Genomic DNA, 20,620 nt, shown 5'->3' on the forward strand with positions numbered 1-20,620 from the left:
TCGGAAGTGAGGCGACGAAGGCGCGGGAGCCTCCTGGGGCCCGCGCCTTTTTCGTGCCCGGAGGTGCGCGGCCAGGGCCGTCAGTCCACGGGCCCCTGCGCGATGATGACCCAGCCCGGAGGGTTGATGGGCACGCTGCCCATCTGGCCCGGAGGGATGGCGCGCAGCTTCTGGACGGTGGCCGGCCAGTCCTGCTCGGGGCCATAGGGCCGCAGCTTGCGGCGGTGCAGGGAGAGCGCCACGAAGCTCACGCACAGCGCCAGCGCGAGCGCGGGCCTCCAGCGCACCGGCCCCAGGGTCTGCAGCGCTACCAGCCAGAGCAGCAGCCCCAGCGGTGTCCCGCCCCACGAGTGCCGGTCCCGGAAGGTCGCCGTGGTGTGGATGAGCCCGAACGAGGGCTCCCCCTCGCTGCCCGGCCGCACGTACCAGGTCAGCGGCAGCATCCCCCAGAGGCACAGCGCCGCCACCACCAGCAGCAGCACCGTGACGCTGCGAGTCCGGAGCAGCCTCCACGCCAGCAGCGCCAGCAGCACCGCGGAGAGCGCCAGGAACGCCCCCGGGCTCCGGTGCAGCCAGAGGGTCGCGTGGTCCCCGACGAGCGGATGGACGAGGAAGCGCGTGGAGAAGACGTAGAGCGCGCCGAGCACGTAGTCGATCGCGTCCCATCGCTCCGCGGGCTTGAACGTGCCCAGGCTCTGCTGGTGGTGCCACGTCACCGTGTTGACCACGACCCAGCCGAGGATGATGGCCAGCGCCAGCCACTCCATCCGCTGCGCGCGGGGCTCGTCGCCGCGCCGCCAGCGCACGAGCGCGCGCAGGGCGAACACCGGGGTGAGCACCACCAGTTCGCCCGCCGTCGAGCCGATCACGAAGAGCAGCCCCAGCTGCCAGGCCCTCAGCGGGACGGCCAGATCCTCGAGGCACAGCAGCACCGCGGCCAGGAAGACGGCGGAGTGGAGGTTGGCGAGGTTGCCGGCGATCTCCCCCAGCCCGGGCAGGAAGCACAGCGCCACGGCCGCCAGGACCCGCAGCCCATCGCTCGGGAGGAGCGCCCTCATCGACGGCCGCGCCAGCATGGACGCCGAGGCCGCATAGAAGGCCAGGCTGGTGACGGTGACCAGCCTCGCGAAGGCCTCCAGGGGGAGCAGCGTGAAGGTGGCGGCGAGCAGCCGGGGCAGGACGTGGAAGTAGCCGGCGTACTGCTCGAGCGTGGCGCCGTACCCGCGCGCCAGCGCGTCCGCGAGGAACAGGGCCCCATCCTCGGCCCACAGGTGCGCGTGGATGAGCCGGCCCCGGCTCCGCAGCAGCAGCACCCCGAGGCAGAGCAGGAAGGTCAGCGGGACGACCCATCGCCGGGAATCGGCTCTCATTCGAGGCGCACCTTAGTGCGCGAGGTGCGCCTCGGCACGCGCGACGGTGGGGAGCGTGAAGAAGAAGGTGCTCCCCAGGCCGGGCCTGCTCTCCACCCAGACCTGCCCGTCGTGGGCCTCGACCAGGCCTTTCACGATGGCCAGCCCCAGCCCGGCCCCGTTCCTCCTGCCCCCCTGGGCCTGCCAGAAGGGCTCGAAGAGGTGCGGCAGGCTCTGCTCCGGAATCCCCAGCCCGGTGTCCTGGACCGAGAGGCGCAGCATGTCCCCGGCTGGCTCGACCCGGAGGGAGATCTGCCCTCCCTCGGGCGTGAACTTGAGCGCATTGCCGAGCAGGTTCGAGAGGATCTGCACCAGGCGGTCCCTATCGGCCAGGACGTCGGGGCAGTCCTCCGGAATGGAGACCGTGAGCTGGATGGACCGGGCCTCCGCGAGGGTGCGATGCAGCTCGAGCACCTCCCTGACGAGCGGAGCGAGCGGCTCGGGGCGGCGCTCCACGGCGATACGTCCGGCTTCCAGGCGGGCGACGTCCAGCAGATCCTGGATGAGCCTGTTGGAGCGCGCGACCGCTTTCTGGATGCTCTCGAGCTGCTTCCTGTCCGCGGGGCGCTCTTCCGGCAGCCGCTTCAGGAGGGTCTGCGTGCTCAGGGAGACGACCTGGAGGGGAGTCCGGAGATCGTGCGCGACGATCCGGAGCACCTCGTCGCGAACCCGGGTGGCCTGCTCGGAGCGCATGTAGAGGCGCGCGTTGTCGATGGCCAGCGCGGCGCGGCGCGCCAGCTCCTCGGCCAGCATGAGGCTGCGAGCATCGTAGCGGCGCCCGGACTCGGAGGCCGCCAGGATGATGGCGCCCAGGGTGTGCCCACGCGCGAAAAGCGGCACGACCATGCCCGAGCGCGGCTCGAGCTGAAGGAGCAGCTCCAGGTGCCGCTCGTCCTCCGCCGTCTCCTCGAGCACCTCGTGGGGTATCTCGGGGAGGAGCGCCGGCTCACCCGTGCGGATCACCCGGGAGGCGATGTGTCCGTGCCGGGCCGGATCATGCGAGTAGAGGGAGAGCAGTGTTCGCAGGGTGGCTTCCTGCCTGGCGCTGGCGGCGGCCCCCTCCACCGCCACCACCTTTCCCTCCTCATCCAGGAGATCGATCACGCACCAGTCCGCCAGGGCGGGCACCACCAGGCGCGCCACGATGCCGAGCGTGGCTCGCGAATCGAGCGAGCCCGCGAGCTGGGGCCCCGTGTCCGCCAGGAAGCGCCAGTCCTGCTCGAGCCGCTTGCGCTCGGAGATGTCCTGGATCTGCGCGATGAAGTAGAGCGGCTCTCCGCGGGAGTCATGGACGAGCGAGCCCGTCAGCAGCACCGTGACGAGGTGTCCCTTCTTGTGGATGTAGCGCTTCTCGAGTTGATAGGAGCTGATCTCTCCCTCTCGGAGCCGGCGCGCGTTCTCGAGGTCCACCTCCAGGTCCGCCGGCCAGGTGATGTCCTGGAACGTCCGGGCCAGGAGCTCCCGCTCCGAGTAGCCGACGATCTCGCACAGGGAGCGGTTCACGTTCAGGAACCGGCCATCCAGACCCACCAGGGCCATCCCGATGGCGGCATTCTCGTAGGCCGTGCGGAAGCGCTCCTCGCTCTCGCGGAGTGCCTCCTCGGCTCGCTTGCGCTCGGTGCTGTCGCGCAGGATGGCGGTCATCAGCATCGTCCCGCCCACGTCGACCTTCGAGACGCTCGCCTCCGCCGGGAACTCCTCACCGCTCTTGCGCAGGCCCAGAAGGGTCGGCCGCTCGTCCAGCCGCCGCGTGGTCCGCGGCCCCGCCGCGAAGTCCCGGACGTGTTGCCGGTGGATGGCCCTGAGCCGGGGGGGCAGGAGGATGTCCAGCGGCTGTCCGAGGACTTCCCCCGCGGAGTAGCCGAAGACGCGCTCCGCGCTCGCGTTGAAGAGGGCAATCCGCTGGTGCTCGTCGATCGAGATGATCGCGTCGGCGGCGTTGGAGACGATGCCGGAGAGGCGGGCCTCCGACAGACGTGCCGCCTTCTCCAGCTCGCGCCGCCGCAGGTCCAGCCGCCGGAGGCTCGCCGCGTTCCACGCGATGAGGATCAGCAGGACCGACGTGGTGATGACCACGAAGATGGCGACCCCGCCCGAGCTCCCATACATCCCCCGTCGCATTCCCATCAGCTGGAAGGCGCCCACCACCGTGGGAACGAAGATGGCGGCCGGGAGCAGCCGCCGCGCCATGAAGCCGCCCGCGTCATCCCCGGTGAAGACCTTCATCAAGCCGCGCTCGGGCCGGGCACAGAGCAGCCCCAGCGACAGCGCCAGGAACGTGGCCGCGGTATGGACCGACAGGCGGGTGAAGAGCGGGAACGAGGCGCCCTCTCCCTGGGAGGCCACCAACCCCTCCTCCATATACAGGTAGCCGAGGAGGGCCAATGAGGCGACGCCTCCGAGCAGGAGCGCGAGGTACTGGGCCGGGCGGTGCCCACCCCGTGTCTCGGCGTCCAGCCACCGGAGGGAGAGCCCGGTCAGGATGAAGCAGAGCGTGGTCGCCGGCGCGGCCCGCCCCGGACGATACGGGGCCAGGCTCCGGACCGTCTCCGGGAAGAGGATGAGATCGATCCCGAGATCGACTCCAAAGAGGTACTCGGAGAGCGTCAAGCCTCCCAGCACGACCGCCGCGAGCGCGAGCGCGTGGCTGACTCCACGACGGAGTGAGCTCGCACCTGGCTTGCGCGCCAGCCAGAGCGAGGCGCCGCAAAGGAAGAGGCCCACCGCCGTGTTCGGCATCATCACGCCGGAGTGCGGCATGGGGACGACGCGGACGAGGCTCAGCTGGCCCAACCACCAGCCGATCAGATCGAGCACCGCCACCAGCATGGCAAGAAGGCTCACGGCTGGAGTCAGCCTGCCGAGCACTTGCTGGAGTCGCATGAACCCTCCCTTCTCGAAGGGCCCTGGGCATGTTCACGGTGAGGATGCTGTCCGAGACAGAACGTGGTCATGGTGCACGCGAGGGCAATCGACCCTGGGGGGCAGGCCCGTGTGGCGCGCTGGGCCGCTCGAGCAAGCCTCAGCCGTGTGGCCCTCACTCCATGCGGGCCCTCCCGCCCTGCCTGGCCAGCGGGTCGCGGAGTGCCTTCTTTAGCTTGTGCGGGTTGTGGCTTCTCACGGGGGAGGAACCATGCGCTTCGTGGATCGGGAAGACGCGGGACGGCGGCTTGCTTCATTGCTCCTCGACTACGAGCGCGAGCAGCCCATCGTCCTGGCGCTCCCACGAGGAGGTGTCCCCATTGGCTACGAAGTGGCCAGGGCGCTGAGGGCCCCGCTGGACGTCTGGGTCGTCCGCAAGGTGGGAGCCCCGGGACACTCGGAGCTCGGACTGGGAGCGGTCGCGGAGGGAGGCATCGTCTACCTCAACCGGGAGCTCATGGAGGAGGTGGGCGCCACCGACGAGGACATCCAGGAGCTCGTTCGGGAGCAAGCCGAGGAGGTCTCCGAGCGGGTGAAGCGCTTTCGAGGGACACGGACTCCACCTCGGCTCCAGGGCCGCACCGTCATCCTCGTGGACGACGGCATCGCCACGGGAGGAACCATCCGGGCCGCCATCGAGGCGCTTCGGCAGATCGGCCCACGGAAGATCGTGATCGCGGTCCCCGTGGGGGCTTCTCAGTCCCTGGAGGAGCTGCAACCCCTCGTGGAGGATGTCGTCTGGGTGCATGCCACGCCCTCGCTCTATGCCATCGGGGCCTGGTACGAGGACTTCCAGCAGGTGCCCGACGCGGAGGTCGTGCGGCTTCTGGAGCGTGCCCGGCAGAGGCACGACGCCTCGGAAACCCGCCCCGCCATGGGCGAGGCTCCGGGAGAAGAGCAGGAGGTCTCCATCTCCGCTGGAGACGCGCTCCTGGGTGGAACGCTCGGTGTGCCGCTGGCCCCCCGGGGGCTGGTGCTGTTCGCCCATGGGAGCGGCAGCAGCCGGTTCAGCCCGCGCAACCGCCACGTCGCGGCCATCCTGCGGCGGCACGGGCTGGCCACGCTCCTCTTCGATCTGCTGACGAGCGAGGAGGAGACCATCGACGAGGTGACGGCGGAGCTGCGCTTCGACATCGACCTGCTGGCGCGGCGGCTGGTCCAGGTCACGGACTGGGCCGCCTCCTTCCCGGCCACCCGAGGCCTCGCCATCGGCTACTTCGGCTCGAGCACCGGAGCGGCCGCGGCCCTGCTGGCGGCCAGCGAGCGGCCCATGCGGGTGGGCGCCATCGTGTCGCGGGGCGGTCGCCCGGATCTCGCATGGGACAGGCTGGAGGCCGTCCGCGCCCCCACGCTCTTCATCGTGGGGGGGCGGGACAGCTCCGTCATCGAGTTCAATCGGTGCGCGAGCGAGCGGATGAGCGCGCCCCGGGAGCTACAGCTCATCCCCGGCGCCTCCCACCTCTTCGAGGAGCCGGGGGCGCTGGACTCGGTGGCCGAGCTCGCGGGCAGGTGGTTCATCCAGCACCTCTCGAGGGCAACCCTCGAGGAGGAGGCCTCTCCCGCCTGACCGGTGCCCTGCTCCATCGCGGGAGCATGCTCCACCCAGGGCGGCTCGGGCCCCCGGCTCAGGCGGGCTGCGGCTGGCCAGTGGCACCTGGCGGGCGCCGGCCCCGCGCCGCCGTGAGGACGAGCGCCCCGAGCCCGAAGAGCAGCGTGGCCAGCACGATCAACGCGCCGAGCACCGGGACACGGCCCACCAGCGTCAGGAGCACCAGCCCCACCAGCAGCGTCAGGAGGAGGGGCGTGCCCGCCTTGCCGAAGCGATCCGTCAACCACCGGCCGATGAACATCCCCACCACGGGGAAGCACAGCGCCAGCGCCAGCGCGTACAACCCCAGGGCCAGCAGGCCGATCCACCAGCCCCCGAGCAGCACTCCCAGGAGGAAGATGAGCCCCGCGAGGATGGGAGTGCCCACGAACACGGCGGCGCCCCAACCCAGGCTCTTCCAGGGGGATTGTCGCAGCGTGGCTGGCACCCGGCGCGCGAAGTCCGGCGAGAGCAGGACGAGCAGCAGCCCCAGCGCGAAGAGGCCCACCAGCGAGCGGACCCAGCCGATGAGGTAGAGCAAGGGCAGCGATCTCGCCTGCTCCCGCGGGCTCAGCCGCTCCACGATCCCCGCCACCGGGACGCCGCTGGCGATCTTCGCCTCCTGGGCGCTGCGGTAGCGGAGGCTCCCGCCGACACTCGCCGTCTGGGAGAGCTGGAGCGTGCCCACCTCGGCCCAGAGGTCGCCGCTCACGGGAGCCCCCACCGTGAGCGCCTCCGCCGCCGCTCGCACCTCACCGCCCACCGGGCCCTGGATCTCCGCCTGGTTGGCCGCCAGGAAGACGTCACGGCCCACCTGCGCGCCAGGCACGATGCGCACCAGCCTGCCGGCGAGCAAGCCGTCCTCCCGCACCTGGCCCGCGATGACGACTGTCTCCCCCGCCGACCGGATGCTCCCCCGCACCTGGCCGGTGGACTTGAAGTCCGCGGCCATGGACATCACATCCCCTTCCACGTTGCCGGAGATGTCCACCGTCCTCGCCATGGTGAGCACGTCTCCCCTCACGGTGCCTCGGATGAGGACCGTGGTTCCGAACGCGTAGAGGTCCTCCTCGATGATCTCCTCCGGGCCTATCGTCACCACGTCTCCCTGGCGCACCTCCACGGCCAGAGCCTCCGCGGGAAGCAGGACTCCGAGCAGCGCCCCGACCAGGAGCAGGGCTGACAGCCCCCGCCTGTGAACTGCGCGATTCGCGAGCGTGAACATGGCACGCACCTCCCTGCACCGATCTCCGAACGGTCAGCACATGGTGGGGCGGCCCCGAGCGCCGCGCCAACGGATGGCACTCGCTCGATCCTCCCGCTGCCCCCGGCGTCCAGGGATCTTGCGCGGCCTCAGCGGCCCTCCGTACCTTTCCCGGCGCTGCACGGAGGAACCCTTCATGGAAGAGGCCCCGAAGTGAGCTGGATCTGGCCGCTGCTGGCAGGCTTCCTCGTCAGCTCGGCGGCGCTCGTGGGCAGCAGCGCCATCCTGCTACTGGGGCAGAAGGCGGAGCAGGCCTCGACCTGGCTCCTCTCGTTCGCGATCGGGACACTGCTCGGGGCGGCGACGCTCGGACTGCTGCCAGAGGCCCTGGAGCATGCGCCGGCCGAGCGGGTGATGCCCCTGCTGCTCTCGGGGATGCTGGCCTTCATCCTCCTGGAGCGCGTGCTGCGGTGGCGCCACCCGCATGAGCATCACGCCGGCCTGCACCACCCGGAGGTCGAGCAGGCGACCGCCACCATGCTCTTGTGGGGGGATGCGGTCCACAACTTCATCGACGGCCTGGTCCTCGGAGCCTCCTTCAGCGTGAGCCCGGCGGCCGGCCTCACCGCCTCGCTGGCGGTCTTCGCCCACGAGGTGCCCCAGGAGCTCAGCGACTTCGCCATCCTCCTGCGGACAGGCATGTCCCGGCGCCGCGCGCTCCTGCTCAACTACCTGTCCGCGCTCAGCCTCATCCCCGGGGTGCTCATCGCCTTCATGGGCGCCTCCTTCTGGAGGGAGAGCATCGGCTGGCTGCTGCCGCTCGTCGCGGGGGGCTTCATCTACATCGCCCTGGCCGATCTCGTCCCCGCGCTCCACCACCGGCGCGGCGTCCGGGCGGGCATCCTCCAGATGCTCCTGCTCCTGGCGGGCATCCTGGTGCCGTGGGGGCTCGGCCGGCTGCCCCATGGCGCATGAAGGCGCCGCCGTGAGGACTGGCTCCCGTCACGGAGAGTGGACAGGGTACGAAGGCTCGCGGGAGGCACCATGCCCATCGTCTGCGCCACTCATTTCTCCGAGGCCGCCCATGCGGCCTGTGAGGCAGCGGCCCTGCTGGCCCGGAAGGCGGGCGACACGCTGTGGGTCGTCCATGTCCTGCCCAAGGACACGGTGAAGGCGCTCGGAAAGCCCCTGCTGGTGGCGGCCGAGGGAGCGCTCGCCGCCGAGGCCCGTCGCCTGGAGGAGTCTGGCGCCAGGGTCCAGTACCAGCTCCTGACGGGCGAGCCCGCCGAGGTGCTCCAGGAGTTCGCGGTGAAGCAGGGGGCCACCCTGGTGGTCACCGCGGCCCCGAGCCGGGACACTCCGTTCCTGGGACTCGGAGGCACGGTGGATCGGCTGGCGCAGGCGCTCGAGGTGCCGCTGCTCGTCGCCCGAGAGACACGCGCGCTGGAGGCGTGGGCGCGCGAGGAGAGGCCCCTCAAGGTGCTGCTGGGAGTGGACCGCTCGCGGCCCTTCGAGGCGGCGCGAGACTGGGTCAAGGCGCTGTGCGGGCTGGGGCCGGTGGAGCTGGTGGGAGGCCGCGTCTTCTGGGCGCACGCGGAGGCGCAGCGGTTGGGGCTACAGCACCCCGCGGGCTTCGGGGAAGCGACCCCGGAGCTGTGCCAGGCGCTGGAGCGGGAGGTGGAGGCGCTGGTGGAGCCCTTGTCGAAGAGCTGCCCCCAGGTGCGCGTGCGGCTGGAGGAGGGCATCGGCCGCATCGCCGATCACCTCGTCACGCTGGCGCAGAAGGAGGAGGCGGACCTGCTGGTGGTGGGGACCCACCACCGCCGGGCGATGGCCAGGCTCTGGAGCGTGTCGCACCACGCGCGGAGGCTGGCGCCGATGTCCGTGGTCTGCGTGCCAGCGCATGCGGCGACGCGTGGAGCGGGCGCGGAGCTGCCCCGGGTCCGCACCGTGCTGGCGACGACGGACCTCTCCGAGCTGGGCGACCGCGCCATCGCCTACGCGTGCGCGCTGCTGCCCCCGGGAGGCACGCTGCACCTGCTGCACGTGGCCCCACCCCAGGCGACACCCGAGCAGCTCAGCGCAAGGAGGCAGCAGCTCGAGCAGAGCCTCCCCCGCGCGGCGACCGAAGGCGGACGCACGGTGGAGCTGAGCGTCGTGTCGGGACATGAGGTGGCCGACCTCATCACCCAGGCCGCCGAGAGACACTGCGTGGATCTCCTCTGCCTGGGCACCCACGGCCGGACGGGGATGAAGCGGGCCGTGCTGGGCTCGGTGGCGCAGGCGGTGCTGGCTCGCAGCGATCGCCCGGTGATCCTGGTGCGTACCCCCACCGCCTGAGCCCCGTCCTCACGCGTGCGCGGGGCGGCGAGCGCCCTTCTCGCATCTCGGGGACGAGGGAGTGCTCCATCGCCCGCGACCGCTTCCCACGTCGAGCAACAACGCGACAACCAGCCCCACGACGGGCCACAGCGTCCACTGCCCGCCGAACCACCGCTGCACGGCCGAGTACCAGAGCAGCGTCGTGGGCAGGAAGAAGAACCCGAGGATGGGCCAGAGCCGCGTGGGGAACATGCCCTGGAACCAGCTCGTGAAGAACCAGAGGATGAGCACCACCAGCCTCGGGACGAAGAGCGAGAGGCACCCCAGCAGGACGGGCATGTCCGCCTCCTGTCAGGCCGAGCGGAATCGCCGGGCGGCGAAGACTCCCGAGCCGACCTGCCTCCAGGAAGTCCGCCCTTGAAGGTGCACCGGGGCGGTGGCGCCCGCCAGCGAGAGCGGGCAGTCCTCCCCGGCGCCCCCCCGTCCGTCAGCCCTGGCCCCACCTGGAACCGGGGCGAGGGCCAGCAAGCACCGCTACTCCTGCGCGAGGTAGATCTGACCGCGCATCTCTCCGTAGTAGGTGTGGGCCTTGGTGTGGAGGTTGAAGTAGAGCACCCCCTTCTTCGCCAGGTACTCGAGGCCGGCCAGCGTCTTCGCCTGGGCCAGGAAGCCCAGCTCCGCGGGGCAGCTCTCGGGCAGCGAGGGCTTCATCCGAGGCATGTCCTTGACGAAGGAGACGTTCTTGTTGGTCAGCTCCATGGAGAGCTTGCCGTTGGCCAGCTTCTTCGCCGCGCTCTCCTGCTCGCCAAAATCCACGATGATGGGGCCGAGCACGCCCGGCGGGCCGCAGTGGATGTGGAACATGAGGATGTCGGAGGCATTGACGCCCTGGATCTCGACCTCGACATAGGCCTTGCTCAGATCCTTGGCGAACTTGATCTGCCCATAGCCCCGGGACTTGCGGCTCTCGCGCGGCACCGAGGGCGCCGTGGCCCCCAGGCTCTTCTCCAGCACCTTGGGGATCTCCGACTCCTCGCCGGGCTCCTGGGCGGGGCTGAGCCAGGCCTCGTAGACCGTGAACGTCGTGGCGCCGAGGGCCGGATCCTTGGCGTGAGCGGGCAGCGTGGACACAGCGAGGGTCAATGCGAGGACCGTTGGGATGCGCATGGTGGGCTCCACCGGGAAGTTGGTGAGCTGCTTCGTAGCCCCAGCGGCGCTCGCCCGATGGCCAAAGACGGCCATGCGGTGTCCAATCGCTGTGCAACCCCCGGCAGGGAGGTGAGTGCATGGATCTGGAAGAGCTGCGAGCCTTTCTCGACGTCGTGGAGACCGGCTCGTTCCTGGCCGCCGCGGATGCCCTGGGCGTCTCGCGGACGACCTTGCGACGCCGCGTCGAGGCGCTCGAGGCCCGCGCCGGCGTGGCGCTCCTCAAGAGCACGCGTCAGGGCGTCGTCCTGACAGAGGCCGGCGAGGTGCTCGCCCAGCGCGGGCGCATCATGATGCAGGAGACGTCCGCGCTGCTCAGCTCCATCCGCGAGCTGGGCCAGGCCCCCTCGGGGACGCTCCGGATGGTGATGCCCGTGGGGCTGCCTCCCCACCTGCTCGCTCCGCTCTTCGGGATGTTGCGCACCTCCTATCCCCTGCTGAGCGTGCACGCCCGCTTCAGCGCGGATCCCCTGGGCGAGCCGCTGGACGACGTGGACATGGCGATCCACTTCGGGGAGGACATGCCTCGGGGGCCGTGGCTCTCGCACGTGGTGCTACGGGTGCGAGAGGGGCTGCTCGCCAGCAAGGAGTACCTGGAGCGGCGAGGCGCCCCGCGCTCGTTGAGGGAGCTGCAAGGCCACGAGCTCTTCTCATGGGAGGCGCCGGGAGGGGATGCGCGCTCCTGGCCCACGCCACGGGGCACCACGTTCACGGTCGAGCCGGCGCTCATCACCCCGGACATCCACCTGATCCGCTCCTGCGTCATCGCCGGGATGGGCATCGGCCTGCTCCCCAGCGTCGAGCTGGCCGATCCCGGCATCCCCGAGGATCTGCTGGTGCCCGTGCTGCCCGACGAGGTGGGACGCGAGCGCCCCGTCCGCATCAGCGTGCCCGAGGCGCTCGCGGAGATTCCCAAGATCAAGCTGGTGCTCACGCACGTGCGCCGCTCCCTGGATCCCCTGTGAGGACAGCCTCCCGCCCGCGAGCCTTGCCTTCCCAGGGAAAGGCGCCGACAGCTTCCCTTTAGGGAAGGGTACCAACCATCACGTCCCGTTATGTTCGCCATGACTACGGGTGCGCTTGGATGGAAGAGAAGCTCTTCGGGGCCCCTTGGGGGTGGACGGGTGAATTCACGGCAGCCTCACACCAGCCCTGTGAAGGTGCGGGCTGGAAGCTTGTCCTTGGAGGAACGCTGCGAGTGGATGATGCAGGTCAATCAGGTGCTGGTGGCCCACCCGGAGGAGGAGGGGCTCTACCGCGCCCTTGCACGGCTGGCGGTGCCGCTGCTGGGGGATTGGGGCGGAGTCGCCATGCTCCAGGGAGAGCGACTCGAGCACGTCACGCTCCTCTCCCCTGCTCCGCTGAAGACCCAAGCGCCCTGGAGCCGGCCCTCCCCCTTCAACACCCGCGTCATCCACGCGGGCAGGGCCCAGTTGCTGAGCGGCTCGACCGCATCCGTGCCGCGGGCCATCGCCGAGGATGAAGAGCACCAGCAGCAGCTTCAGGGAGCCGGGCTCCAGGACTTCATGGCGGCACCGCTCTTCCGCGAGGGCGTGTCCCGGGGCTGCCTCTGGTTCGCCTCGACCGATCCCATGGCTCCGCTCGGGCTGGAGGAGCTGAAGCTCGCCGAGCAGCTGGCCCTGCTCGCCTCACCCGCGCTCGAGGCCGCCCGGCTGCACGCGGTGGAGCAGCAAGGGCGCGAGCACAAGGCCGGGCTGAAGCAGAAGACCGAGAGCTTGAGCCGGGTCGCGTCCGCCCTGGGCAAGGCGCTGCTGCCAGCGCAGGTGGCCGATGCCGTCATGGGAGAAATCAAGACCGCGCTCCACGCCTGGGCGTCGGTGGTGTACCGACTCGATGCGAGCGGTGAGGCCCTGGAGCTGCTCCGCTCCCGAGGCTACGGCGCGGAGGCCACGCGTGGGTTCGAGCGGCTTCCCCTGGAGCTGAACACGCCCATCACCGTCGCGGTGCGCCGCCGGGAGGGCATCTGGGTCGAGTCCGCGGAAGCGTTCCGGCGTGACTACCCCGAGCTGGCCGCGCGCGTGCCGCCCCGGCCGGGGGCGCGGGTGGCCCTTCCCCTGCTCATCGAAGGCCGAGTCCTGGGGGTCCTGGCGATGAGCTTCGAGACGGACCACTCCTTCAGCGACGAGGAGCGCGCCTTCGGCCTCGTCCTCGCGCAGCTCTGTAGCCAGGCCCTGGAGCGCGCCCAGCTCTGCCTGCGGCTGCAGGGGCAGCTCGAGGAGCTCCGGACGCTGCTCGACGTCCTGCCCATCGGGCTCGTCATCTCTCGCGATCGCGAATGCGAGCAGGTCGAGCAGAACCTCGCGCTGACACGGATGCTGGGCCCAGCGGCCCACGTCTTCCATCGAGGACGGGAGCTGGAGCCCGAGGATCAGCCTCTCCAGCGGGCCGCCTCCTCGGGCTTTCCGGTGCTCGACTTCGAGATGGAGGTCGAGCAGGAGGGAGGTCCGCGGCGCACGCTGCTCAGCTACGCGACCCCGCTCTTCGATCCGACGCACCGCCTGCGTGGAGCCGTGGGGGCGTTCCTCGACATCACCGAGCGCAAGAGAGCCACCGAGGCGCTGCAATTGCTGGCCGACAGCGGCCCGCTCCTGTCCGCCTCGCGCGACCCGAAGCAGACGTTCCAGGGCCTGACCCGCCTGTGCATCCCGACGCTGTCACGCCTGGCGCTGCTCTATACGGGCACGGAGCAGAGGCTCCAGCTGATGTCCTACGCGCACGAGCAGCCCTCCCTGGAGCCGCTCCTGGCGGAGCTGGGGGTCAGGACGAAGCTCCTCGAGCTGCCGCTGCTCCAGCGGGCCCTGAAGAAGGGCAAGAGTGTGTCGCTCGACGTGTGGCGTGCGCTGGCCAGAATCAGTCATGACGACGCGGAGCTGAGTGAGCTGCCGCGCAGGCTGGCCGTCCGTGAGGTCCTGCTCCTGCCGCTGGTGGTCAGCAAGCGGGTGGTAGGCCTGCTGGTGTGTGGAGTGGACGAGGAGCACTCCTCGAAGGGGACCCGTACGCTCGCGCGGGCCTTCGCGCAGCGGGCGGCCTTCGCGGTGGACAACGCGAGCCTCTATCGAGAGGCTCGAGAGGCTCGAGAGGCGTCAGCCGCCGGCAAGGGCTCGTAGGGGCGGCCGGTGACGAGCGGCCCCTGCCAGTCCCCAGCGCTGGCTCGGGGGCAGGCGCTCAGGCCCCGGCTGGCGGGCAGCCTGCCCCGGCGAACCGGTGGACATGAGCCTGGAGCACCTCCCACTTTTCCAGGGGAGGTAGCGCCCATGCCTGACGACAGGAGTGAGGACCCCATCTACAAACGCGCCCGCAAGCGGGTCGAGGAGCTGCGCGAGTTCTACACGCACCTGGGGATCTACTTCGCGGTGATCCTGGGCTTGTTCCTGATCAACATCCTGGCGAACCCTCGGGTGCTCTGGTTCATCTGGCCCGCCATCGGCTGGGGCGTCTTCGTGCTGTTCCATGGACTCACCGTCTGGTTCGAAGGGGGCATCGGCCAGCGGTGGGAGGAGCGCAAGACTCGCGAGCTGGTGGAGAGGGAGCGCTCGAGGTGGGGCCCGCGGCCTCCCCAGCCTCGCGCCCCTTGAGCCAGCGCGGCCCGCTGGGGCCCGAGCGGCGGCGAGCGCGGGCTATGGAGGACCGAGGCGCCTGCGGAGGACATGGAGGGCCCACCCGCTGGTGAGGATGGCCAGAGCGCCCAGGCCCAGCAGCACGAGGGTGCGCTGCTCGAGGATGCTCTCGCCGAGGTAGACGGTGCCCACCGCGTACGGCAGCTCCGCCAGCGCCAGGACCGCCAGGTACCTGCGCACCCCATAGCGCGCCAGGCCGAGCACGTAGCCAGGAATCTCGGAGGGGACCGCCAGCTGGAAGAGGAGCACCAGGCCCCAGGGGGTGTGCCGGGAGATTCCCTCCTCGTAGCGGGCGAGCCCCCGGGCCGAGGTCAGCCGGCGGACCACCGGCCGGCCCCAGAACCGCGCGAGGGCATAGGCGCTGACGCCTCCCAGGATCCAGCCGAGCCAGAGCAGGAGCGCGCAGGCGAGCTTCCCCCAGGCGTGGACGGCCACGGGCACGAGCACCGCGCTGGAGAAGAAGGCCATCATGGCCGAGAGCGCGGACAGGAGCAGGAAGAGCACCGCGCCCCGCACGGGGTGCTCGGTGATGACAGGCTCCGCCCTGGCAAGCCCCCAGGACAAGGCGGACCTGAACGCGTCGGAGGAGACCAGGAGGGCCAGGCCCCCGAGCAACAGCAGGAGGATGAGTGCTCGCGTCCAGACCGCCATGGGAAGCCGCTCCGGGAGAGGAGGCAACGTCGTCGTTCTTCGTCCCATTCTGCGCACCGGACAGGGCAACGAGGCAGTTCCTGGACTGAACCTGTGCATGGGCGCGTCGCGAGGCCCGTTCACCGTCGGCCCCACCCGGGTTGCGCGCCGCGTCCAGCGTCGCGAAGTACGAGCCAGACGTCGGAACTGAACGAGCAGGCCCTCTCATCTTTGCGCCCCAGGACATTGCCTCGATGCCGCCTTGAGGCCGGCCCTCGGGTTCCTTCAGGGTCTGGCGCCTGTCGCACGCCCGTGACCGCGTGGGAGTCCACATGCCAGAAGTCCCCTCATCCGCCTCCGAGAAGGCACGAGCCAGGCTCTCGCTGGAGCAGTTCGAGGCGCTGCTGGCGGCGCTGCGGAGCGACGGCTGGCAGCTCACCGGGCCCGCCGTTCGACAGGGAGCCATCGTCCACACCCGGCTCTCCGGGGCGGAGGAGCTCCCCCGCGGCTGGACGGCGGTGCAGGCAGCCGGGAGGTACACGCTGGCGCGGCGCGAGGACGAGGCGCTCTTCGGCTACTCCGTGGGCCCCCAGTCCTGGAAGCAGCTCCTGTTCGTTCCCAGGCTGCGCCTGATGCGCGCCCAGCGCGAGGCAGAGGGCTTCCGCGTCGAGCCCGAGCCTGCCGAGCCACCCCGGCTGGCCCTCATCGGAGCCCGCTCGTGTGATCTGCACGCCATCGCGGTGCAGGACCGGACCTTCCTCGAGGGCCCCTACGAGGACCCGGACTACGCCGCCCGGCGCGAGCGGCTCTTCGTGGTGGCGGTGAACTGCGGGCAGGCGGGCGGGACGTGCTTCTGCGTCTCCATGGGCACAGGCCCTCGCGCCACCTTCGGGTTCGACATCGCCCTCACCGAGCTGCTCGAGGGCGGGCATCGCTTCCTGGCGGAGGCGGGCAGCGAGCGGGGCGCGGACCTGCTGGCACGCGTGGGCGCCGGCCCCGCCTCGGAGGACGAGCTCCACGCCGCGGACGCCGTGGTGGAGCGCACGGCCCGGGGCATGGGCCGCACGATGGACACCACGGACATCAAGGACCTGCTCTACCGCAACCTGGAGCACCCTCGCTGGGACGACGTGGCCCAGCGCTGCCTGGCCTGCACCAACTGCACGCTGGCCTGCCCCACCTGCTTCTGCTCCACGGTGGAGGACACTTCGGACCTTCGAGGCGAGGTGGCCGAGCGGTGGCGACGCTGGGACTCGTGCTTCACCCTGGACCACTCCCATCTGCACGGAGGAAACGTCCGCCACACCATCCGAGGCCGCTATCGGCAGTGGCTCACCCACAAGGTGGCGAGCTGGTGGGATCAGTTCGGCACCTCCGGGTGCGTGGGCTGCGGGCGCTGCATCACCTGGTGTCCCGTGGGCATCGACATCACCGAAGAGGTGGCCGCCATCCGCGCCACCGATGGCGCTCGCAGCGGTGCCTGAGAGGACCCCATGCCCCCTCCCCTTCCTTCCCTCGAGCAGCACCCCTTCCTGAGCGGGCTCTCGCCCGAGCAGGTGAGCCTCGTCGCCCGCCGCAGCCACGCGGTGTCCTTCCCCGCGAGGGCGTTGCTGCTGCGCGAGGGCGAGCAGGCCAACACCCTCTACCTGCTGCGCAGCGGACGCGTGGTGCTGGAGCAGAACGTGCCCGGCCGAGGCCCCACCTTGCTGGAGACGTTGAAGGGGGGCGACATCCTCGGGCTGTCCTGGCTGTTCCCACCCTACCGCTGGCACCTGGATGCGCGGGCGGTGGAGCCGGTGGAGGCCTTCGCGATCGATGCGTCCTGCCTGCGCGGCCCCACCCCGGAGCACCCCGTGCTGGAGCCGGTGCTGGCCATGCGCCTGCTGCGCCACCTCTACGACAGGCTGGAGCGCGTCCGTCTCCAGCGGCTCGATGTCTACAAGGCGGGCGCATGAACCTCCACGCGCCCCTCTCCACCTTCGCCGCGGGCCCGATGACGCCCGAGCCGCTCCGCGTACGGAGCATCCGCCGCGAGACGGCCGACACGTGGACCTTCTCGATCGACGTCTCCCGGCGTCCCGGTGGCTTCCCGTTCCGGCCGGGCCAGTTCAACATGCTGTACGCCTTCGGCGTGGGCGAGGTGGCCATCTCCATCAGCGGAGATCCTGGCCGGCCGGGTGAGCTGCTCCACACCGTGCGCACCGTGGGGCCCGTCACCCACGCGCTGCGCGGCATCGGGCGCGGAGGCACGCTGGGGGTCCGCGGGCCCTACGGCCAGCCCTGGCCCCTGGAAGAGGCTCGAGGCCAGGACGTGGTGGTGGTGGCGGGAGGGCTCGGCCTGGCCCCGCTCCGCCCCGCCATCCTCCACCTGCTGCGGCACCGCGCGGAGTACGGCCGGGTGTCCGTGCTGATGGGCGCGCGCACGCCGGAGGATCTCCCCTTCCGCCGCGAGCTGATGCGCTGGCGGACGAACTCCCGCCTGCGGGTGCTCGTCAGCGTGGACAAGGCGAGCCCTGGCTGGACGGAGCACGTGGGCGTGGTGCCGGCCCTGCTGCGCGATGTGGAGGTGGAGCCGGCCCGGACCGTGGCGTGGATGTGCGGCCCGGAGGTGATGATGCGCTTCGCCGTGCGAGAGCTGGAGCGGCTGGGAGTGCCGGACTCCCGCATCCACCTGTCCCTGGAGCGCAACATGAAGTGCGCGGTGGGCTTCTGCGGCCACTGCCAGCTCGTCCCGCACTTCGTGTGCAAGGACGGGCCGGTCTTCCCCTACGAGCGGCTCCGGCCGTTCATCCACCTCCGCGAGGTGTGAGATGGCGCGCGCACGGAAGAGGCCCACGCTCGCGGTCTGGAAGTTCGCCTCGTGCGACGGGTGCCAGCTCACCGTGCTGAACCTGGAGGACGAGCTGCTCGCGCTGGCGGATGCCGTGCGCATCGTCCACTTCGCCGAGGCCACCAGCGCGTCGCGGAAGGGACCGTATGACGTCTCGCTCGTGGACGGCTCCATCACCACTCCCCAAGACTTGGAGCGCATCCGCGAGGTGCGGCGGCTGTCGCGCCGGCTGGTGAGCATCGGCGCATGCGCCACGGCGGGCGGCATCCAGGCGCTGCGCAACTTCCGCGACGTGCAGGGCTTCCTCTCGAGCGTCTACGCGAAGCCCGAGTACATCGCGACGCTGGCCACCTCCACCGCCATCGCGGACCACGTGCCGGTGGACTTCGAGCTGCGGGGCTGCCCCATCAACAAGCGCCAGCTGCTGGAGGTGCTGAGCGCCTTCCTCCAGGGGCGCCGGCCCGACGTGCCGGCCCACAGCGTGTGCGTGGAGTGCAAGCTGCGCGGCAACGTGTGCGTGATGGTGACGGGCACGCCGTGCCTGGGGCCGGTGACGCACGCGGGCTGCGGGGCGCTCTGCCCCACCTACCAGCGTGGCTGCTACGGCTGCTTCGGGCCGATGGAGACGCCCAACACCGCCTCGCTGGCGCGGGCCTTCCAGGCGGCGGGGCACTCGGAGGCGGAGCTCGTCCGCGCCTTCCGCAACTTCAACGCGAACGCCCCGGCGTTCCGAGAGGAGAGCGAGCGCCATGACGAATAGGACGCGCACCCTCCAGGTGGACTACCTCACGCGCGTGGAAGGGGAGACGTCGCTCACCCTCCGCCTGGAGGGAGACAAGGCCACGGACGTGCGCCTGTCCATCTTCGAGCCGCCGCGCTTCTTCGAGGCGCTGCTGCGCGGGCGCTCGTACCTGGAGGCGCCCGACATCACCTCGCGCATCTGCGGCATCTGCCCGGCGGCGTACCTGATGAGTGCCTGCCTCGCGGTGGAGGACGCGCTGGGCGTACAGGTGGACGGACCGCTCCGGGTGCTGCGGCGGATCCTTTACTGCGGGGAGTGGATCGAGAGCCACGCCCTCCACGTCTTCCTGCTGCACGCGCCGGACTTCCTGGGCTACCCGGACGCGCTCTCCATGGCGAAGCGGCACGGAGAGTGGGTGCAGCGGGGCCTGCGCATCAAGAAGGCGGGCAACACACTCATGTCCATCCTGGGCGGCAGGTCCATCCACCCCATCAACGTGCGCGTGGGCGGCTTCTACCGGGCCCCCTCGCGCGCCGAGCTGGAGGCGCACCTGCCCGAGCTGCGCTGGGGGCGAGCGGCCACAGCCGAGGCGCTGGAGTGGATGGCCGGCTTCCCCTTCCCCGCCTTCGAGCGCGCATACGAGTTCGTCTCCCTGCGCCACCCCAGCGAGTACCCGCTGCTTGGCGGGCGGATCGTGTCCTCGGAGGGCCTGGACATCCCGGTGCACGGGTGGGACGCCCACTTCGAGGAGACGCAGGTGCCCTACTCGAACGCGCTGCACGCTCGGCGCGTGGGACGCGGCGCCTACCTGTGCGGCCCGCTGGCCCGCTTCAACCTCAACTTCGACCGGCTGGCGCCCGAGGTGCAGGAGGCCGCCCGCCGGGCGGGGCTGTCCGTGCCGTGCCGCAATCCATTCCGGGCGCTGCTCGTGCGGCTGGTGGAGGTGCTGCACGCGTTCACAGAGGCCATCCAGCTCATCGAGCGCTACGAGGAGCCGGCCGCGCCTTACGTGGACACTCCGGCCCGAGCGGGCATGGGCTCCGGTGCCACCGAGGCGCCTCGCGGGCTGCTCTACCACCGCTACACGCTCGACCCGGACGGCGCCATCCGCGAGGCGCGCATCGTCCCTCCCACCTCCCAGAACCAGCTCTCCATCGAAGACGACCTGCGCACGCTCGCGCCAGAGCTGGCCTCTCGGAGCCATGCGGAGGCTACCCGGCTGGCCGAGCAGGCCATCCGCAATCACGACCCGTGCATCTCCTGCGCGACGCACTTCCTCACCCTGAAGGTGGAGCGAGCATGAGCGGGCGGACGCGTGTCATCGGCCTCGGCCAGGCAGCCGCCGGCGATGACCAGGTGGGGCTGGCCGTCATCGAGCACCTGCGCGAGCGCGGCGCTCCCGACGGGGTGGAGCTGCTCACGGCCGCCGAGCCGAGCGCGCTCCTGCCGCTGCTGGAGACCCCCGCGCCGGTGGTGCTGGTGGACGCGGTGCTGGCGGCGCCCCCGGGCGAGGTGCTCGTGCTGGAGCCGGAGGAGCTGGAGCAGCGCGGGCTCTCCACGATGTCGACGCACGGACTCGGAGTGGCGCAGGCGGTGGCGCTGGCGCGGGTGCTGTCTCCCGCGGCGGTGTCCCCGTCCATCCGCATCATCGGCGTGAGCATCTCCCCGCCCGGGCGCTTCCAGCAGGGGCTCTCGCCCGACGTGGCCGCCGCCGTCCCTCGCGCCGCGGAGCACATCCTTCGAACCCTCACCCACTGGAGCCAGGAGCCGCGCCATGCATGAAACGTCGCTTGCCCGCCATGTCCTCGCCGCCGTTCTCCGGCACGCCGAGGACCAGGGAGCCTCTCGCGTGCGAGAGGTGCGCGGTTGGATCGCCGAGACGGAGTCCCTGTCCCCCGAGAGCCTCTCCCTCCACTTCGCCGCCCATGCGCGAGGCACGAAGGCGGAGGGGGCGCAGCTCTTGCTGGAGCTCATCCGAGTGGAGGCGCGGTGCCGGGCCTGTGGCCGCACCTACGCTCCGGAGCACCACGTGCTGCTGTGTCCGGGCTGCGGCAGCACGGAGGGAGAGGCGCTCCGGCAGACAGGGCTCGCCGTCACCTCCATCGAGGTGGAGTGAGGAGGACTCCGAG

19 protein-coding genes are annotated in these 20,620 nt (G+C 71.0%); 13 read left to right on the forward strand and 6 right to left on the reverse strand.

The features are described 5' to 3' along the window. Positions 1-80 precede the first annotated feature (80 nt). Positions 81-1,370 carry a hypothetical protein gene (locus KY572_RS29280; protein ID WP_224246290.1) on the reverse strand — a complete coding sequence of 430 codons (1,290 nt, stop codon included), beginning with the start codon at positions 1,368-1,370 and terminating at the stop codon, positions 81-83. A gap of 12 nt (positions 1,371-1,382) precedes the next feature. After that, positions 1,383-4,292 carry a sensor histidine kinase gene (locus tag KY572_RS29285; protein ID WP_224246291.1) on the reverse strand — a complete coding sequence of 970 codons (2,910 nt, stop codon included), beginning with the start codon at positions 4,290-4,292 and terminating at the stop codon, positions 1,383-1,385. 250 nt (positions 4,293-4,542) lie between these two features. Between KY572_RS29285 and KY572_RS29290 the strand changes: the two genes are divergently transcribed. Then, positions 4,543-5,898 (forward strand): phosphoribosyltransferase family protein, encoded by a 1,356-nt coding sequence (locus tag KY572_RS29290; RefSeq protein ID WP_224246292.1) that lies wholly within the window; start codon positions 4,543-4,545, stop codon positions 5,896-5,898. Between the two features lie 58 nt (positions 5,899-5,956). On the opposite strand, the gene KY572_RS29295 is transcribed toward KY572_RS29290, so the two are convergent. Continuing rightward, positions 5,957-7,144, reverse strand: a complete 1,188-nt coding sequence (locus tag KY572_RS29295; RefSeq protein ID WP_224246293.1) for a bactofilin family protein — start codon at positions 7,142-7,144, stop codon at positions 5,957-5,959. A 192-nt stretch (positions 7,145-7,336) separates the two neighbouring features. Between KY572_RS29295 and KY572_RS29300 the strand changes: the two genes are divergently transcribed. Both KY572_RS29300 and KY572_RS29305 read left to right on the forward strand, forming a co-directional pair. Continuing rightward, positions 7,337-8,098: a ZIP family metal transporter gene (locus KY572_RS29300; RefSeq protein ID WP_224246294.1), complete on the forward strand. Its 762-nt coding sequence runs from the start codon at positions 7,337-7,339 to the stop codon at positions 8,096-8,098. 69 nt (positions 8,099-8,167) lie between these two features. Next, positions 8,168-9,463 (forward strand): universal stress protein, encoded by a 1,296-nt coding sequence (locus KY572_RS29305; protein ID WP_224246295.1) that lies wholly within the window; start codon positions 8,168-8,170, stop codon positions 9,461-9,463. A gap of 9 nt (positions 9,464-9,472) precedes the next feature. On the opposite strand, the gene KY572_RS29310 is transcribed toward KY572_RS29305, so the two are convergent. Together KY572_RS29310 and KY572_RS29315 are read right to left on the reverse strand one after the other, a co-directional pair. Then, positions 9,473-9,784 (reverse strand): hypothetical protein, encoded by a 312-nt coding sequence (locus KY572_RS29310; protein WP_224246296.1) that lies wholly within the window; start codon positions 9,782-9,784, stop codon positions 9,473-9,475. 195 nt (positions 9,785-9,979) lie between these two features. Continuing rightward, entirely contained in the window at positions 9,980-10,687 is a 708-nt protein-coding gene (locus KY572_RS29315) for a CHRD domain-containing protein (RefSeq protein WP_224246297.1), read from the reverse strand. Positions 10,688-10,731: 44 nt separating this feature from the next. On the opposite strand from KY572_RS29315, the gene KY572_RS29320 reads away from it, so the two are divergent. The 3 genes from KY572_RS29320 (at position 10,732) to KY572_RS29330 (ending at position 14,247) form a co-directional block, all read left to right on the forward strand. Further along, positions 10,732-11,616, forward strand: a complete 885-nt coding sequence (locus tag KY572_RS29320; protein ID WP_224246298.1) for a LysR family transcriptional regulator — start codon at positions 10,732-10,734, stop codon at positions 11,614-11,616. A gap of 237 nt (positions 11,617-11,853) precedes the next feature. Then, entirely contained in the window at positions 11,854-13,779 is a 1,926-nt protein-coding gene (locus KY572_RS29325; RefSeq protein WP_224246299.1) for a GAF domain-containing protein, read from the forward strand. Between the two features lie 147 nt (positions 13,780-13,926). After that, positions 13,927-14,247: a 2TM domain-containing protein gene (locus KY572_RS29330; protein WP_224246300.1), complete on the forward strand. Its 321-nt coding sequence runs from the start codon at positions 13,927-13,929 to the stop codon at positions 14,245-14,247. Between the two features lie 42 nt (positions 14,248-14,289). Here the strand turns inward: KY572_RS29330 and KY572_RS29335 are convergent, their stop codons facing one another. Next, the gene (locus KY572_RS29335) at positions 14,290-14,940 is read right to left on the reverse strand and encodes a VTT domain-containing protein (RefSeq protein WP_224246301.1); all 651 of its coding nucleotides are present in this window, start codon (positions 14,938-14,940) and stop codon (positions 14,290-14,292) included. Positions 14,941-15,251: 311 nt separating this feature from the next. Here KY572_RS29335 and KY572_RS29340 point away from each other — a divergent pair, with 311 nt between their 5' ends. Genes KY572_RS29340 through KY572_RS29370 form a run of 7 tightly spaced genes read left to right on the forward strand, consistent with a single transcriptional unit; the run spans position 15,252 to position 20,607 of the window. Further along, the gene (locus tag KY572_RS29340; protein ID WP_224246302.1) at positions 15,252-16,403 is read left to right on the forward strand and encodes a 4Fe-4S dicluster domain-containing protein; all 1,152 of its coding nucleotides are present in this window, start codon (positions 15,252-15,254) and stop codon (positions 16,401-16,403) included. A gap of 9 nt (positions 16,404-16,412) precedes the next feature. Next, a complete protein-coding gene (locus KY572_RS29345) occupies positions 16,413-16,874 on the forward strand; it encodes a cyclic nucleotide-binding domain-containing protein (RefSeq protein WP_224246303.1) in 462 nt (153 codons plus the stop codon). Next, complete coding sequence (locus KY572_RS29350) at positions 16,871-17,728, forward strand: FAD/NAD(P)-binding protein (RefSeq protein WP_224246304.1); 858 nt, start codon at positions 16,871-16,873, stop codon at positions 17,726-17,728. The genes KY572_RS29345 and KY572_RS29350 overlap by 4 nt, the downstream gene beginning before the upstream one ends. 1 nt (position 17,729) lies before the next feature. After that, positions 17,730-18,509, forward strand: a complete 780-nt coding sequence (locus tag KY572_RS29355; protein WP_224246305.1) for an NADH-quinone oxidoreductase subunit B family protein — start codon at positions 17,730-17,732, stop codon at positions 18,507-18,509. Continuing rightward, complete coding sequence (locus KY572_RS29360; RefSeq protein WP_224246306.1) at positions 18,499-19,794, forward strand: Ni/Fe hydrogenase subunit alpha; 1,296 nt, start codon at positions 18,499-18,501, stop codon at positions 19,792-19,794. Before KY572_RS29355 ends, KY572_RS29360 begins: the two co-directional genes overlap by 11 nt. Then, the gene (locus tag KY572_RS29365) at positions 19,791-20,273 is read left to right on the forward strand and encodes a hydrogenase maturation protease (protein ID WP_224246307.1); all 483 of its coding nucleotides are present in this window, start codon (positions 19,791-19,793) and stop codon (positions 20,271-20,273) included. Before KY572_RS29360 ends, KY572_RS29365 begins: the two co-directional genes overlap by 4 nt. Then, a complete protein-coding gene (locus KY572_RS29370; RefSeq protein WP_224246308.1) occupies positions 20,266-20,607 on the forward strand; it encodes a hydrogenase maturation nickel metallochaperone HypA/HybF in 342 nt (113 codons plus the stop codon). The genes KY572_RS29365 and KY572_RS29370 overlap by 8 nt, the downstream gene beginning before the upstream one ends. The last annotated feature ends 13 nt before the right edge of the window (positions 20,608-20,620 follow it).

This window comes from Hyalangium gracile (assembly GCF_020103725.1).
GTDB classification, from domain to species: domain Bacteria; phylum Myxococcota; class Myxococcia; order Myxococcales; family Myxococcaceae; genus Hyalangium; species Hyalangium gracile.